Genomic DNA, 15213 nt, shown 5'->3' with positions numbered 1-15213 from the left:
ACTCGGCGTCCCCGTCGTCGCTCCCGACGGCACCCGGCGCGGTGCGGACACCGGCCGCGCGCACGGGGCCGCTTCTTCCGCCGCCGGTGACACGCCGCGCCGTGCGGGGGCCGTCGCGGCGTGTCGGTGCCCGGCCGTGACAGACTCCGCGCGGAATCCCGAATCCCGTCCCCGCGGGAGGTCCCCCGTGCCGCACCGCCCCGCCCCCGGCCACGTCCGGACCGCCGCCCTGGCCGTCGCCGCCCTGGCCCTGGCGCTCGTCCTCGCCGCCGGGACCTCCCCCGCGGCGCCCGCGCCCCCGCCGGCCGCCGGGCCGGGGGCGACGGCCGTGGCCGCGGCTCCCGGGAGCGAGACCGTCCTGGCCCGGTACGCGATCCAGTCGACGGCGAAGATCGCGGACACCGCCGCCGCCGTGTCCAGCCCCGGCTATCCGGCGGCGGGCTGGTACCCTGCCGGGTCCCGCTCCACCGTGCTCGCGGCGCTGCTCGCGGCCGGGGTCCACCCGGACCCCTTCTACTCCACCAACCAGAAGAGGATCCCGGCCGGGGACTTCACCGTCCCGTGGTGGTACCGGTCGGACTTCCTCGTCGCCGACACGAGTGCCCGTACGTACCTGGACTTCAGCGGGGTGATCTCCGCCGCCGACGTCTACGTCAACGGGCGCCGGATCGCCGATGCGAGCACGGTCGCGGGCGCCTACACCCGGCACGAACTCGACGTCACGGACCTGGTCAGGGCGGGCGCCAATACGGTGGCGTTCCGGATCCAGCCCAACAATCCGCGCAAGCGGCTCACCATGGGCTGGCTCGACTGGCTGCAGCCGCCGCCCGACGAGAACATGGGGATCGTCCGCGACGTCACCGTGCGCCGGGCCGGGCCGGTCGCCCTGCGCGACGCGCACGTGGTGACCTCGCTGGCCGTGCCGTCCCTTTCCTCGGCCGAGCTGACCGCCAAGGCCCGGGTGCGCAACGACTCGCCGGCCGCGGTCACCGCGACCGTCTCGGGCACCGTCGGCCCGGTCGCCGTCAGCCGGAGCGTCACCCTGGCCCCGCACGAGACCCGCACCGTGGTGTTCTCCCCCGCCGACCACCCGGGCCTGCGGCTGGAGTCGCCCCGGGTGTGGTGGCCCGCCACGATGGGCGGGCAGCCGCTGTACTCCCTGGACCTGACCGCGACGGTGGACGGCCTGCCCTCCGACACCGCGCACCGGTCGTTCGGCATCCGCGACGTACGGGCGCCGCTCAACGGCGACGGGGCGCGCCAGTACGTGGTCAACGGGCGCCCGCTGCTGATCAAGGGCGGCGGCTGGTCACCCGACGAGTTCCTGCGCTGGGACCCCACCTACGTCGAGGACCGGCTGAAGTACGCCGTCGACCTCGGGCTGAACGCGCTGCGGCTGGAAGGGCACATCGAACCAGACGAGTTCTTCGACCTCACCGACCGGTACGGGATCCTCACGCTGCCCGGATGGGAGTGCTGCGACAAGTGGGAAGGGGAGGTCAACGGCTCCGAGGCCGGGGAGCGGTGGGAGAGCGCCGACTACACCGTGGCGAAGGCCTCGATGGCCGCCGAGGCCGCGCGGCTGCGCCACCACCCCAGTGTGGCCTCCTTCCTGATCGGCAGTGACTTCGCACCGGACCGGACGATCGAGCAGGGGTACCTCGACGCGCTGGAGGCCGCCGACTGGACGGCCCCGGTGATCCCCTCGGCATCCGCGCGGTCCTCGCCGATCACCGGGCGTTCCGGTATGAAGATGACCGGACCGTACGACTGGGTCCCGCCCGCCTACTGGTACGGCAAGCGGGAGGGCGGGGCCACCGGATTCAACTCCGAGACCAGCGCCGGACCGGACGTACCGACCCTCGACACGCTGCGCCGCATGATGTCCCCGGCGGAGCTGGAGAGCCTGTGGAAGGACCCCTCCGCGACGCAGTACCACCGTTCCCCGTCGGCCACCTTCTCGACGCTGCGGCTGTACGACGCCGCCCTGGCGGCCCGCTACGGCGCCCCGACCGGCCTCGAGGACTACGTGCGCAAGGCGCAGCTCGCCCAGTACGAGAACGTGCGCGCGCAGTTCGAGGCGTACGCCCGCAACGCGAAGGACGCCTCCGCGCCCTCGACCGGCGTCGTGTACTGGATGTTCAACAGCGGCTGGACCTCGCTGCACTGGCAGCTGGTGGACCGCTACCTCGACCAGGGCGGGGCCTACTTCGGGGCGAAGAAGGCGAACGAGCCCCTGCACATCCAGTACGGGTACGACAACCGAGCGGCCTCGGTGGTCAACAGCCGGACGTCGGCGGCCTCGGGCCTCACGGCCCGGGTGACGCTCTTCGACCCCGACGGCACTCAGCGGTACGACCGGACCGTGACGGGGCTGAGCGTGGCGGGCGGCGGCGCGAGCACCACCGCCCTGACCCTGCCCGCGTCGGTGACGGGCCTGTCCACCACCCGTCTGGCGCGGCTGCTGCTCACCGACGGTGGGGGCCGGGAGGTGAGCCGCAACGTCTACTGGCTCTCGGCCGAGGCCGACGTGCTCGACTACTCCAGGAGCACCTGGTACCACACGCCGACCACCGCGTACGCGGACCTGACGGGCCTGAACACGATGCCGCGGACGGCCGTCGGGGCGACCGCGTCCACGACGGCGGACGGCCGGGGCCTGTCCACGACGACGGTGACGGTGCGCCACACCGGTACGGGCAACGCGCCGGCCCTGCTCACCGACGTGCACCTGCTGGGCGCGGAGGGCAGGCCGCTGCTGCCCGTCCGCTGGAGCGACAACCAGGTCACCCTGTGGCCGGGCGAGTCGGTGACGCTGACGGCGGCCTACCGCACGGCCGACCTGCGCGGCGCGGCGCCGGCCCTGCGGATCTCCGGCTGGAACACCGCGACGACGACGGTCCCGGCCGGCTGACGGGCCGGGCCCCGGCGGGGCCCGCCCCCGGGTCCCGCCGAGGGGGGGTAGGGGCCGCGGCGCGCGCGGGTTTCTTAGCGGAACGTTAGATCTGGGTGCCGGGCCTTGTCCGGCCCCGGCACCGGATCCATGCTCTGGGCACCCCCCTCATCCGGGGAGTTTCCCCTCGCCCATCAGGGACTTCCGTCTGGAGCCGCCATGGCCTCGTCCGCCGTCACGCCCGAGTCGCCGCCCCGGGACGAGCGCGGCAAACGCCGCCTCGCCCTGATCGGCGGTTCGCTCGGCAATCTCGTGGAGTGGTACGACTGGTTCGTCTACGCGAGCTTCGCGATCTACTTCGCCGACTCCTTCTTCCCCGGCGACAATCCGACCACCCAGCTGATGAACACGGCTGGCATCTTCGCGGTCGGTTTCCTGATGCGCCCCGTCGGCGGCTGGATCCTCGGCCGGGCCGCGGACCGCCACGGCCGCAAGAGCGCGCTCACCCTCACCGTCACGATGATGTCGGTGGCCGCCCTGCTCATCGCCATCGCCCCGACCTACGGCCAGGCCGGGTACTTCGGCGCCCTGGTGCTGCTGCTCGCGCGCCTGCTCCAGGGGCTGAGCATCGGCGGCGAGTACGCGGCCAGCGCCACCTACCTCACGGAGGCGTCGGCCCGCGACCGGCGCGGGCTGGGCTCGTCGTTCCAGTACGTGTCGATGACCTGCGGGCAGCTGCTGGGCCTCGGCATCCTGATCACGATGCAGCACACGCTCAGTCCCGCCCAGTTGTCGAGCTGGGGGTGGCGGATCCCCTTCGCCCTCGGGGCCCTGTTCGCGGTGGTGGTCTTCTGGCTGCGGCGGCGGCTCGAGGAGACCGACGCGTTCAAGGAGGAGTCCGCGGACGAGGACGCCCACGACGACAGCCCGCGCGGCTCGCTCAAGGCACTGTGGGAGCACCGGCGGCAGGCCGGTCTGGTGATGGCGCTGACCCTGGGCGGCACCGTGGCGTACTACACGTACACCACGTACCTCACGAAGTACCTGGTCGGCAGCGCGGGCATGGCCAAGACCACGGCCACGCTGGTCAGTTTCACCGCCCTGGCCCTCTTCGCCGTGCTCCAGCCCTTCGCCGGGATGCTGTCCGACCGGATCGGCCGCCGTCCGCTGCTGATCACCTTCGCGGTGGGCTGCACGGCCGGCACGTACCCGATCATGACGGCCCTCGGCTCCGCGGACTCGTACTGGCCGGCACTGGGCCTGTCCCTGCTGGCACTGGTGATCGTCACCGGCTACACCTCGATCAACGCGGCGGTGAAGGCCGAGCTGTTCCCGACCCGGGTGCGCGCCCTGGGCGTGGCGCTGCCGTACGCCATCGCCAACGCCCTGTTCGGCGGCACGGCCGAGTACGTGGCCCTGTGGTTCAAGAGCGGCGGCCACGAGAAGATGTTCTTCTGGTACGTGTCCGGCTGCGCGCTGATCTCGCTCGTGACCTACGTCCTGATGCCCGACACCCGCAATGCCGCGCTCAGCCGCGCCGAGGCCGAGGCCGGGGCGGGAGCGGCCGGGTCCGGCGGTGACGGCAAGCCGGCGGAGGCCTCCGCCGGGGCCGGCCGCTGATCCGCGCCGGTGCCCCGGGGCGGCGGCTCCCGTAAGCTGCTGCCCCGGCTCACGGGCACCGGTCACGCGTCTCGAGGTAACCGCCGATGCACGCACTGCTCGTCGAGGACGACGACCGCATGGCCCGGGCCCTGGGCACCGCCCTCGTACAGCGCGGGCACACGGTGCGCCGGGTGGCCCGGGCGCTGGACGCGCTGCGGCACGTCCGCGAGGCCGAGTTCGTCCTGCTGGACCTGGGCCTGCCCGACCTCGACGGGCTGGAACTGCTGCGCCGGCTGCGTACGGTGTGCGACGCACCGCTGATCGTGGTGACCGCCCGGTGCGAGGAGCGCGACATCGTGCAGGGTTTGCGGGCGGGCGCCGACGACTACGTGGTCAAGCCGTTCCGGATGGCCGAGCTGATGGCACGGATCGACACCGTACGGCGCCGCACGGGCGCGCGGGCGGGCGCCGCGGGCGCCGGCCCGGCGCGGGACCCCGGTGGGCCGGTGCGGCGCGGGGACGTCGAGGTGGACCCGGCCGGGCGCACCGTCACGGTGGCGGGGACCGAAGTCCGCCTGACACGACGTGAGTTCGACGTACTGGCCATCCTGGCGGCGTACCCCGACGAGGCGCGTTCCCGGGAGGAGATCCTGGACCGGATCTGGGGGGACGCCTTCCTCGCCGCCTCCCGCTCCCTGGACGTGCACGTGGCGGGCATCCGCGCCAAGACCGGCCGTCCCGGCCTGGTGCGTACGGTGCGCGGGTTCGGCTACCGGCTCGGCGCCCCGGACGCGGGGGAAGAGCGGGACCGGGACTCGTGAGGCGCAGGCTCCTCGCGGTGCTGATGGTGCTCATGGGGGCCGCCGCGCTGCTGCTGTGCGTGCCACTGGCCGACGCGTACGCGCGCGGGCGGACCGAACACCTGCTCCTGCAACGGCGTTCGGAGGCGGTGCGCTTCGCCGACCTCGCCGACCGGGCGGGCACGGCCGCCGACCGGGCGGAACTGTCGGCCGAGATCGGACGGTACGCCCAGCTGTACGGGGCCGGGGTGGTCGTGGTCGACGCGGCGGGGGCGACGGTGGCGCGGGCCGGCGCGGACCCCGCCCTGGACGCCCTCACGGGTGCGGGCCCGGGCGGTACGGCCGCGGCGGAGGCCCGGGACCGTGCGCTGACGGGCCGTTCCACCGACCGGCTGCCCACGGTGCGGCCCTGGGGACCGGCCCGGGTGGTGCTCGCGGAGCCGGTGGGGCGGGACGAGCGCGTCAGCGGGGCGGTCCTGCTGGCCGTGTCCACGGACGCCGCCCGGCGGGACGTGGCGGTGCGCTGGTCGCTGATCGCCGCCGGGGCGGCCGCCGCCTTCGCCGCGGCGGCGCTGGTGGCGGTGGGCATCACGCGCTGGCTGATGCGCCCGTTGCTCGACCTGGACCGGGCCGTGGAGGGGCTGACCGCCGGAAGCCTCCAGACACGGGCGGTCTCCGACACCGGCCCGCCGGAACTGCGGCGGCTGCGGCGGCACTTCAACACCATGGCGCAGGCCCTGGCCGACTCCATCGGCCGGCAGCGCGACTTCGTCGCCGACGCCTCCCACCAGCTGCGCAACCCCCTGGCCACCCTGGTGCTCCAGCTGGAGAACGTCGAGCCGCACATCGCCCCGGGCCCCGGCCGGGCCGAACACGGCCGGGCGCTCGAGGAGACCGAGCGGCTGGAGGAGCTGCTCGACGGGCTGCTGGCGCTGGCCCGGGTGGAGTCGGCGGCGCCGGAGCCGCGCGAGCAGGACGTGTCCCGGGCGGTACGGGAGCGGGTGCGTGCCTGGGTGCCCGTCTTCGAGGCCGCCGGGCTGGAGCTGACGGCCGGCGCCCCTTCCGGGGAGCTGTGGGCCCGCGCGCTGCCGGACGCGGCGGGGCGGGTCCTGGACGCCGCGCTGGACAACGCGGTGAAGTTCGTACCGCCCGGCGGCCGCGTGGAGGTGTGCGCCCGGCGGGACGGGGAGGGGTGGGCGGTGCTGCGGGTGGCCGACGACGGGCCGGGGGTCCCCGAGGAGCAACTGGGGCTGCTGCTGCGCCGGTTCACGCGTTCGCCGGCCCACCAGAACGTGCGCGGCAGCGGGCTGGGCCTCGCCATCGCGGACGAGATCGCCCGGCTGAGCGGCGGCCGTCTGGCCGTCAGCGGCACGGACCCGCACGGCCTGACGGTGGAGCTGCGCCTGCCGCCGGCGTGACACCCCGTGCCGCCGGACGGCCGGGCGGGCGCGCGGCCGTGAGCCGGCCCGGGACGGGGGCCGCCCCGGCCGCAGGCAGGCCTCGGTGGATTCGGCGACCGGACCTCGCCGCGGGCGGCCAGGCCGTTCACCGCGCGTCCGTGAGCGGCCTGGCCGAGGCCGCCCGGCCGTGGGCCCCAGCCGTGAGGGGGTCGGCCGTGGGCCGGGTCGGCAGGGTGTTCAGCCGTACACCGAGCGGTAGTAGGCGGCGGCGCCCGGGTGGAGGGGGACCTCGCCGGTCGAGATGGCGAACCGGGGTTCCAGCCGCACCCCCGCCGTCACCTCGCGCAGCAGGTCGCGCCACCGGTCGAACACCACCCGGAGCAGCGCGCCCACGGCGTCCGCGGCCACCGCGTCCCGGGCCAGGAGGTAGTTGCCGACGCCGAGGGTCCCGACGGGTCCGGCCAGTCCGTACGCCCCGGCCGGCAGGGTGACCGCCGTGTAGACGGGGCCGTGGCGCTCGCGCAGCGGGCCCGCGTAGCCGTCGAGCGGGAGGAAGCGCAGCGGTAGTTCGCGCGCCAGCGCCGTCAGCGCGGGCGTGGGCACCCCGCCGGACCAGAAGAGCGCCGCGACGGTTCCCGCGCGCAGGGCGGCCACCGATTCGGCGAGGCCCAGCTGCCGCGCGTACGCCGGGGTGGGGCCCGCGCCGGCGCCGCTCAGCCCGGCCGCCCGCAGGATGCGTCCGGCGACCACCTGTACCCCGGACCCCGCGGCGCCCGCCGCGACGGGCCGCCCGGCGAGGTCCCCGACCGAGTGCACCGGCCCGTCCGCGGGGACGAGGAGGTGCGTGTAGTTGACGTAGACCCGGGCCAGTGCCGTCACCCCGGCCGGCCGGGGAAAGGGCTCCCGCCCGAGCACCGCGTCCCGGGCGACGTCCGCCATGGCCAGGGCCAGGTCCACGGAGCCCTCGTCCAGCCTCCTCAGGTTGTCCACGCTCGCGGCGGTGTCCACCGGCACCACCTCCAGGTGCTGCCCGCTCGCGGCGGCGGCCCGCGCCAGGGCCCTGCCGAAGGCGTTGTACGGGCCACCGCGCGGCCCCGTCGCGAGCCGCAGCCGCCGCGCCGGGCCGGGGTGCGCCGCGCAGCCCGCGAGCACCGCCGCGGCCACGCCGAGCCCGGCCCGCACCAGCCGCCTCCGGCCCGTCTGTGTACCCGTCACGGCGGCAGCGTAGCCCTCCGGCGGAGCCCGGTGCCCCCGGGATGCGCACGGCGGCTCGACGCCACACCGGAACACGGCGTTCCGCTCCGCCCGGGCTCCCCCGGCGGGGCCTACCGTGGGAAGGCGGTTCCCGTCCGCGCGCCCCGTTCCGCCCGGGGCGTCGCCGGAAACGTCATGGTCGCGTGACAGGACCGCCACAACGGCGCGGCCCGGGAACTCCGGCCGGGCGCGGCGTCGTGTCCCCCCACGCGTGCCGGTGCGGGGCCGGCCGGGAAACACCGAGGAGCACCCATGCACCACACAGCAGGCCTGCGCCGCTCTGCGGCGGCCCTCGTGGCGGCCACCGCGGCCACCGCTCTGATGGCGGGCTGCGGTCCGGCCGAGGACGGGGCGGCCGGCACCCCGCCGGCACCGCCCGCCGCGTCGGTCCCGGCGAAGCCGACGCCCCCGGGCGGCTCCTCCACCGGCGGCGGGGGCGGGACGGCGCCCACCCCCTCGGCGTCCCCTCCGGGCGGCGGTGCGGCGAAGCCCTGCACGATCGACGGGGTGAAGGTCTCGGACGCCCAGCAGGCCCAGGTCCGGCCGCCGGGGACCGGAACGGGCGCCGCCGTCCTCTCGGTCACCAACACCTCGAAGCACCCCTGCACGCTCACCGGGTTCCCGACGGTCGCCGGCGCGGGCCACGGCTCGCCCGACAAGAACCTGCCCCTCTCCGTCACCCACGGCGGCAAGGCGTCACCCGTGCCGCTGGCGCCGGGCGCCCGCGCCTGGACGAAGCTCACCTTCGTCAACGTCCAGGGCGAGGCGGACGGGTACTGCGTCTCCGGTGCCACTCCCGCCGCTTTTCCGACCCTCGTCATCGGCGTCCCCGGCGCGGGCGCGCACCAGATCGCCATGGACGACGGGGTCTTCGCCCTGTGCGACGACAAGGTGACCGTGACCGCCTTCTCGGCCACCAAGCCGTCCTGACGAGGAGCCGTACCGAGTCGAGTGCGCCGGCGCGGTACCCGCGTCCGGCGCCCGCCCGCAGCGCCACGACGGCGAACAGGCTCTGGGGCGCGGCAGGTTCGGCCGGTGGAGGTCGCATCCGCGCTCGCCCCGCCCTTCGTTAGGCCCTGTCGTCAAAGTCCCGCCTGGCCCGCGGCCCCCGGCCCCGCACCCCGCCGCGTTGTGGGGCGCCCGAGTACGTCCAGTACGCGGGCGCCCCTCCGCCTTGCGATGCACGGCACCGGACGCCGCGGACCTGACCGGCGCTACTTTGACGACAGGGCCTAGGCTCCCCGGCATGGAAGCCCGTACCCCGCCCGTCCTCGTCCTGCCCGCACCCCGCACCTCCACCGGAGAACTCATCGCCCGGGCAGCGGCCTGGCGCGGCTACGAGGTGACCGACCGGGCGGCGAGCGCCGCGGGGCGCAGGGCGCACTGGTACGGCGGCCCCCGTGCGGCCGCGCGACTCGCCGGCCCGCTGGGCCTCGGGCTGCTCGAACCGCCCGACGACTGGCTGACCCGCGTCCCGGGCGCCCTCCTGCGGCGCCACGTACAGCTCACCACCCTCGCCGAGGCGCGTCAGCTGCGGGAACGGGCCTTCGTGAAACCGCCGTCGGCCAAGATCGACCTGTTGCCCGCCGCCGTCCACGAAGACGGGACCGGCCTGCCCGGCGAGCTCGACGGCTCCACGCCGGTCCTGGTGAGCGGCGTGGTGGAGTTCATCGCGGAGTACCGCCTGTTCGTCCTCGACGGCGAACTCGTCACCGGCAGCCGCTACGCCGTCTGCGGGCGCCTCGACCCGGCGCCGTTGGACGCCGGGAGCCGTTCCTTCGGCCGTACGGTCCTCGACGCCACGGCCGCTGGCCTGCCCAGCGCGGTGTGCCTGGACATCGGCCGGCTCGCCGACGGGGGCTGGGCCGTGGTCGAGGCGAACATGGCGTGGTTCGCCCACTGCTACGCCGCCGAGCCGGAACGCGTCCTGGACACGGTGCTCCGCGCCGCCGGCCCGATCGGCGCGGTCGCCGACCGGGACCGGCCGTACCTGTTGAACGGGCCGGCGGACCGCCCGGAACGGGTATGACGAGCCCCGGCCGGCCCGCCGCCCGCGGCGGGGAGGACGCGCCGTCGCTCGTGACCGAGCCGGTGACCAACGCCGGCGGGTGCACGCACCCCCGGCGGTCCGCCCGCAGCCGTCAGTGCACTTCGCCCCCCCCCGGGAGGCGTACGGTGCTGGTGTGATCACAGGAGAGACCCCGGGGACCGCGCTGCTGTTGGCGGCCGCGCCGAGGGGCAAAGGCCGGCTCATCAACGCGACGAGCGCCCTGTCCACCCTCGCCGCCGTCCCGCCCGGCTCCCTGACCCAAGCTTCGGCCGGCACCATCATCGAGCTCGCCGACCCGGTGGATCAGCAGACCGTCCTCACCCGCATCCGGGCAGCCGCCGCCGCCCCGGGGCCGCTGAGTCTGTTCCTGGCCGGGCAGCTCCACCTCGATCCCCGCCGGCACCAGCTCCACCTCGCCCTGGCCGGCACCACGTCGGCGACCGTGCGCTACACCGCTCTCCCCTGGCCCTGGCTGGCCGACGAGCTCAAGCCCCGCCGCCCGCACACCACCCGGGTGATCGTCGACCTGGTCGCCGCCCCCGACGCCTGGCAGCAGATCCGCGCGTACGGTCTCACCCTCGGCACCGGCGCCTCCCTCCACGGCCGTGTGGCAGCGCCGCTCAGCCGTCACCGGCCCGCCGAGCCGGCCTACCTGCGGGCCGTGGCCACCATCTGGCGCAGCGGACTCACCCCGCCGCTCGCCGACCTCCACGCGAAGGCCGCCTTCCAAACGGGCCACGAGGAGGCGCTGTTCCTCGCCTCGGACGCCACCGCCGCCCCCTGGCCCCGCACCGCGCCGGCCCCGGTGGCGATGGACGAGGATCCGCTGACGGTGGTCTTCGCCGCCGCGCACGCGGGACGGCACGGCGAGGCCGCCGTGCTCGCTGCCCGGTGGGAAGGGCGGGCCGTGGGTCTGCACGGCCCGGGGTCCCCGGAGGCCATCCACTGGCTGGAGGTCCGGGCCGATCTCGCCCACGTCGCCGGCGATCCGGCGGGGAGCTGCGAGCTGTGGATGGCCGCCGCCGCGGCCCGTCTTGCCCGCCGGCAGGCCATGGACGCCCCGGACGTGGTGGGCGCGGTCGACCGCGCCCACCACCAGTGGCAGCAACTGCGGGACCCGCACAGGGCTCAGGAGCTCGGCCCCGGCCTGGCCGCCCTGCGCCGCCGAGTGCCCGGAGCCCGCCCGGGCGCCGTGGAAGCCGTCCAGCGCCGGCTGGAGCTGCTGCACTCCACGCCGATGCCGCACGTTCCCGACGCCCGCGCGTAGGCGACCGGGGCGGGGTGGTGCGGCGCCCGGCCGGCGCCGATACTTCACGGGCGGAGCGGTCCGGGCACGGAGGGGGAGCGATGAGGCTGAACAGGGTGCTGCGCAGCGCCCGGAGGGGGCCGCGCGCCGGCCTGGTGGCCATGGCGGCCGTACTGGCCGCGGCCACGGCGGTGCCGGCCGCCTCCGGGCCCGCGTACGCGGCGGCCCCGTGCGGCGGCGCCACGGAAGCGGCTCCGCCCGCTCAGGTGGCGTACGTCCCGGACTGGGCCGAGTCGATCGCCGTCGACCGGCGGGGCCGGATGTTCGCCACCGCGTACTTCAGCGGCCGCGTCTACCGCATCGACGCGCCGGGCAGCGCACCGGTCGCCCTCACCGGGAACATCGGGGCCAACGGCGGGATCGTCGTCCGCGACGACGGGCGGCTCCTCGTCGGTACGGGGAACGACCTCGCGCACTCGCTGACCGGTGACCTCTTCCCCACCTCGAAGCTGCTGCGGGTGGACCCGGAATCCGGCGCGGTCAGTACGTACGCCTCCGGTCTCGGCGGGATCGACGGGGTGGCCCTGGCGCCGGACGGGACCGTGTACACCACGACGCTCGGCGGGCGGAACATCGGCCGGGTGACCCCGGACGGCCGGGTCGACCCGGCCTGGGCGCGGGTGCCGCAGCCCAACGGGATCGCCGTCTCCCCCGACGGCGGCGAGGTCTACGTCGTCCAGACGACCGTCGCCCCCGGGCTGTACCGGATCCCCGTCGGTGACCCGGCGCGTCCGCGCCTGTGGGTGTCCGCCGAGGCCGCGGAGGCCCTGGCCCTGCCGGACGGGCTGACCCTGGACGGCCGGGGCCGCCCGCTGATCGCCACGCACGCGGCCGGACAGATCTGGCGGGTGGAGGACGGCGGGCTGTGCGCCGTCGAGTCGGGGCTCCACCTCTCCACGCAGATCACCTACGGGCATGGTGGCCAGGGCTTCTCGGCCGGCCGGCTCTACCGGGCGGGTGTGGACGGGAGGATCTACGAGGTGCCGGCCGGTGCCGGACCCGCCCGCTGATCCGGCGCGCCCGGCGGGGCGCCGTCAGGTCCAGGGGAGGGTGCGCCAGGGGCTCCCCGGATCCGTGGTCAGGACGCGGTGGACGCCGAGGACCGTCTCGTACCACTCCCCGAACTCCTCCTCGTCGAAGTGGAGGCAGCGGCCGAGCACGTAGGCGGCCGAGAAGTCCTCCCACGAGCGGTAGTTGACCTGGACCAGGCGGCCCGCGCGGACCACCGCCGCCTCCGCCTCCTGGAGGGAGCACAGGCGGGCTGCGAGGCCCCAGCGGGCCATGCCGGAGGCGCGGCCGTAGTCCCAGGCCTCGACGGAGCGGACGAAGCCGCCTTCGGGGAGCAGGCCGTCGGCACGGAAACGCGCCTCGTAGCGGGCGATGCGGCCGATCAGCCGCTGCACGCCCGTCACCTGGCCCTCGATCTCCGCCGGGGTGACGGTACTGCCCTGGGTGACGCCGTCGGCCGTCAGCCTGGGTTCGGCGGCCGCCTCGGCCCGCCGGCGCACCACGTTGCCCGCGGCCTGGCGCCAGTGGTCCACCTCGACGGGTCCCGCGAAGTCGAGGGCCATGGAGCGGCGCAGCTGCAGGACGAACTCCCAGACGCCGCTGACCATGTCGGCGCGCAGCAGCTGTTCCACGGTGTCCAGCCAGTCCTGCCGGGTGGTGACGCCCCACCAGCGTTCCAGCGTGCGCTTCTCGTCGAGGTAGCCGCAGCCGTGATAGGCCATGGAGTTCCAGTAGCGGCCGTTGCGTACGGCGATGTGCGCGCCGGCCGCGAGGCCGAAGGCGACCGGGCCGCTGCGGGGGCCGCCGACCTCCAGGGTGTGGATGGCGTCCTGGGCGAGCCCGGGCCGCTCGACGGGGGCGGAGTGGCGCTGCCACAGGGCGCGGCCCTCCGGCCCGGCCGGCAGTACGCCCTCGCAGGGGCTGCCGGGGTTGACGACGAGGTAGGGCGGGTCGTTCGGGTTCCAGACCCGGGCGAACCAGCCGAGGTCGTAGCAGTTGTAGACCGGGTCGGCGGCGGGCGGCGGCAGCATGCCGCCGGTGTAGACGGCCAGGCACATGGACTGGGTCTGGGGGTTCCAGTAGGGGTGGAAGCGGGAGTTGCCCGGGTTCGCGTCGATGTCCGCCCGCGACTGCATCATGTACAGGTCCGCGCGGGCGACGAGGTCGTAGTACGCGGGCCAGTCGCCGCGCGTCCTCGCCTCGTACAGCCCTCGCTCGACCGCGCTCGGCGCCTGCCAGCCCTGCGCCGGTACCGTCGGACCGGGCAGGGCTCCTCCCTCGTGACCTGCTGTCAAACCCATGGGCAAACCCTAAAGGGTGGGCCGCCGGGGGCGGGGCGGCGGTCCCGCCGGTCTCAGTCCGCCGGGCGGGGGTCGACGGGGGTGAGGACGCCGAGCCGGTCCTCCACCGCCCGGGCGGCGTCCAGGCACAGGTCTTCCCGGAAGGCGCGTCCTACGATCTGCACCCCGCCGGGCAGGCCCGCGTACAGGCCGGTCGGCACGGCCACGGCGGGCACGCCCACGAAGCTGGTCGCGCTGCACAGCCGCATGGCCGAGGCCACGCGGTCGCGGGACGCGGCGTCGCGGGACTCCAGTCCCGGTTCGACGGGCGGTTCGGTGAAGGAGGGGCCCAGCAACAGGGGGTGCTCGTCGAGGAATTCGGCCCATGAGCGGCGGATGTTCAGCCAGGTTCCCATCAGCCGGACGAGTTCGCCGGCGGTGACGGGCGGGGTCTTCTCCATCGCCATCCGGATGTAGCGGTCGCCTCCCTCGCCCAGGAGCGTGCGCACCACCGGCCAGCTCGGGGCGAATTCGGTCACGGTGATCTGGTCGTACGCCTCCAGGGCCTCGTCCAGCCGCGGTACGTCCGCCACCTCGCGCACGTCGTAGCCCGCGTCGCGGAGGGCGGCGGCCGCGTCGGCGACGGCCGCGGCGACGGCGGGGTGGACGCCGTGCCCGCCGGGGTCGGTCACCACCGCCACCTTCACGGGGCCGGGGAGCGGGGGCCCGTACAGGGGTACCGGGACGGCCCGGGGGTCGCGCGGATCGGTGCCGGCCAGGGCCTCGTACGCCAGCCGCAGGTCGTCCACGCGGCGGGCCAGGGGTCCGTCGGTGACCAGGCCCTGGGAAGCCGGGCCGGGGTCGTCGGGGCCGAGGACGCGGTGGTCGGCGGGGAAGCGCCCGGTGGTGGGCTTGAGCCCCGCCACACCGCAGAACTGGGCGGGGACCCGGATGGAGCCGCCGGAGTCGTTGCCGAGGCCGAGTGCCGCCATGCCGGTGGCGACGGCGACCGCGTCGCCCCCGCTGGTGCCGCCGGGTGTCCGGGTGGGGTCCCAGGGGTTGGCGGTGTCGCCGAAGAGTTCGCTGCGCGTGTGCATCCCGGCCAGGACCAGGGTGGGCATGTTCGCGTGGCCGATCGGGATGGCGCCGGCGGCGCGCAGGCGGGCCACCGGGGGTGCGTCGGCGGGTGCCACGAAGTCACGGAAGCGCTCGGCGCCGAAGGTGGTCGGTACGCCCTCCACGGGGGTGGTCTCCTTGACCGTGAACGGCACGCCCGCGAGCGGCCCGAGGGGCTCGCCGGCGGCCCGTCGGCGGTCGGTGGCGGCGGCCGCTTCGAGCGCCCGGTCCGCCATGAGCTGCGTCACGGCGTTGGCGCGCGGGTTGACCTCGGCGATCCGCTCCAGGTGGCTCTCGACGAGTTCCACGGCCGAGACCTCGCCCCGGTGGACGGCTCGCGCCTGGGCGGCGGCCGGCCGCCGCCAGAAGGCTTCCTCTGTTTCCTGCATGGCCCGGGTGCTCCCCCTGCTCGTTCTGATGCGCTTGCATCGGAACCATAACCGAGGAACCGATGCAATCGCATCGGATAAAGTGGCCGCGTACGGACATCCGTACGGCGGAGGC

At 75.6% G+C, this 15213-nt stretch carries 11 protein-coding genes; 8 read left to right on the top strand and 3 right to left on the bottom strand.

Going from position 1 to position 15213, the window contains the following annotated elements:
* Positions 1 to 187 precede the first annotated feature (187 nt).
* The 4 genes from ACZ51S_RS04180 to ACZ51S_RS04165 all read left to right on the top strand — a co-directional run bounded on the left by ACZ51S_RS04180 (position 188) and on the right by ACZ51S_RS04165 (position 6713).
* Positions 188 to 2914, top strand: a complete 2727-nt coding sequence (locus ACZ51S_RS04180) for a glycoside hydrolase family 2 protein (protein ID WP_468959571.1) — start codon at positions 188 to 190, stop codon at positions 2912 to 2914.
* Between the two features lie 198 nt (positions 2915 to 3112).
* Complete coding sequence (locus ACZ51S_RS04175; protein ID WP_468475679.1) at positions 3113 to 4513, top strand: MFS transporter; 1401 nt, start codon at positions 3113 to 3115, stop codon at positions 4511 to 4513.
* Positions 4514 to 4599: 86 nt separating this feature from the next.
* Complete coding sequence (locus ACZ51S_RS04170; protein ID WP_468802947.1) at positions 4600 to 5316, top strand: response regulator transcription factor; 717 nt, start codon at positions 4600 to 4602, stop codon at positions 5314 to 5316.
* The gene (locus tag ACZ51S_RS04165; protein ID WP_468884955.1) at positions 5313 to 6713 is read left to right on the top strand and encodes a HAMP domain-containing sensor histidine kinase; all 1401 of its coding nucleotides are present in this window, start codon (positions 5313 to 5315) and stop codon (positions 6711 to 6713) included. Before ACZ51S_RS04170 ends, ACZ51S_RS04165 begins: the two co-directional genes overlap by 4 nt.
* A gap of 219 nt (positions 6714 to 6932) precedes the next feature.
* Here the strand turns inward: ACZ51S_RS04165 and ACZ51S_RS04160 are convergent, their stop codons facing one another.
* Positions 6933 to 7910, bottom strand: a complete 978-nt coding sequence (locus ACZ51S_RS04160; RefSeq protein ID WP_468959570.1) for a TAXI family TRAP transporter solute-binding subunit — start codon at positions 7908 to 7910, stop codon at positions 6933 to 6935.
* A 291-nt stretch (positions 7911 to 8201) separates the two neighbouring features.
* On the opposite strand from ACZ51S_RS04160, the gene ACZ51S_RS04155 reads away from it, so the two are divergent.
* The 4 genes from ACZ51S_RS04155 to ACZ51S_RS04140 all read left to right on the top strand — a co-directional run bounded on the left by ACZ51S_RS04155 (position 8202) and on the right by ACZ51S_RS04140 (position 12315).
* Positions 8202 to 8879 (top strand): DUF4232 domain-containing protein, encoded by a 678-nt coding sequence (locus ACZ51S_RS04155; protein WP_468959568.1) that lies wholly within the window; start codon positions 8202 to 8204, stop codon positions 8877 to 8879.
* Positions 8880 to 9195: 316 nt separating this feature from the next.
* Positions 9196 to 9978, top strand: a complete 783-nt coding sequence (locus ACZ51S_RS04150) for an ATP-grasp domain-containing protein (RefSeq protein ID WP_468959565.1) — start codon at positions 9196 to 9198, stop codon at positions 9976 to 9978.
* A gap of 154 nt (positions 9979 to 10132) precedes the next feature.
* Positions 10133 to 11266, top strand: coding sequence for a hypothetical protein (locus ACZ51S_RS04145; RefSeq protein ID WP_468959563.1), 1134 nt, complete (start codon positions 10133 to 10135; stop codon positions 11264 to 11266).
* An 80-nt stretch (positions 11267 to 11346) separates the two neighbouring features.
* Positions 11347 to 12315 carry an SMP-30/gluconolactonase/LRE family protein gene (locus tag ACZ51S_RS04140; protein ID WP_468802942.1) on the top strand — a complete coding sequence of 323 codons (969 nt, stop codon included), beginning with the start codon at positions 11347 to 11349 and terminating at the stop codon, positions 12313 to 12315.
* Positions 12316 to 12339: 24 nt separating this feature from the next.
* Here ACZ51S_RS04140 and ACZ51S_RS04135 read toward each other — a convergent pair whose 3' ends face one another.
* Together ACZ51S_RS04135 and ACZ51S_RS04130 are read right to left on the bottom strand one after the other, a co-directional pair.
* Positions 12340 to 13614: a DUF1266 domain-containing protein gene (locus ACZ51S_RS04135; RefSeq protein WP_468802941.1), complete on the bottom strand. Its 1275-nt coding sequence runs from the start codon at positions 13612 to 13614 to the stop codon at positions 12340 to 12342.
* 53 nt (positions 13615 to 13667) lie between these two features.
* Positions 13668 to 15098, bottom strand: a complete 1431-nt coding sequence (locus ACZ51S_RS04130; protein ID WP_468884970.1) for an amidase — start codon at positions 15096 to 15098, stop codon at positions 13668 to 13670.
* Positions 15099 to 15213 lie beyond the last annotated feature (115 nt).

This window comes from Streptomyces sp. NPDC034043 (genome assembly GCF_055575675.1).
Note: the sequence above shows the minus strand (reverse complement) of the source record. Positions and strands in the feature narration are given on the sequence as shown.

Bases quoted from the DNA above. Each gene is read 5' to 3' on its own strand.
- ACZ51S_RS04140 (WP_468802942.1), top strand. From the start codon at position 11,347: ATGAGGCTGAACAGGGTGCTGCGCAGCGCCCGGAGGGGGCCGCGCGCC.
- ACZ51S_RS04130 (WP_468884970.1), bottom strand. From the start codon at position 15,098: ATGCAGGAAACAGAGGAAGCCTTCTGGCGGCGGCCGGCCGCCGCCCAG.
- ACZ51S_RS04175 (WP_468475679.1), top strand. From the start codon at position 3,113: ATGGCCTCGTCCGCCGTCACGCCCGAGTCGCCGCCCCGGGACGAGCGC.
- ACZ51S_RS04135 (WP_468802941.1), bottom strand. From the start codon at position 13,614: ATGGGTTTGACAGCAGGTCACGAGGGAGGAGCCCTGCCCGGTCCGACG.
- ACZ51S_RS04170 (WP_468802947.1), top strand. From the start codon at position 4,600: ATGCACGCACTGCTCGTCGAGGACGACGACCGCATGGCCCGGGCCCTG.
- ACZ51S_RS04155 (WP_468959568.1), top strand. From the start codon at position 8,202: ATGCACCACACAGCAGGCCTGCGCCGCTCTGCGGCGGCCCTCGTGGCG.
- ACZ51S_RS04150 (WP_468959565.1), top strand. From the start codon at position 9,196: ATGGAAGCCCGTACCCCGCCCGTCCTCGTCCTGCCCGCACCCCGCACC.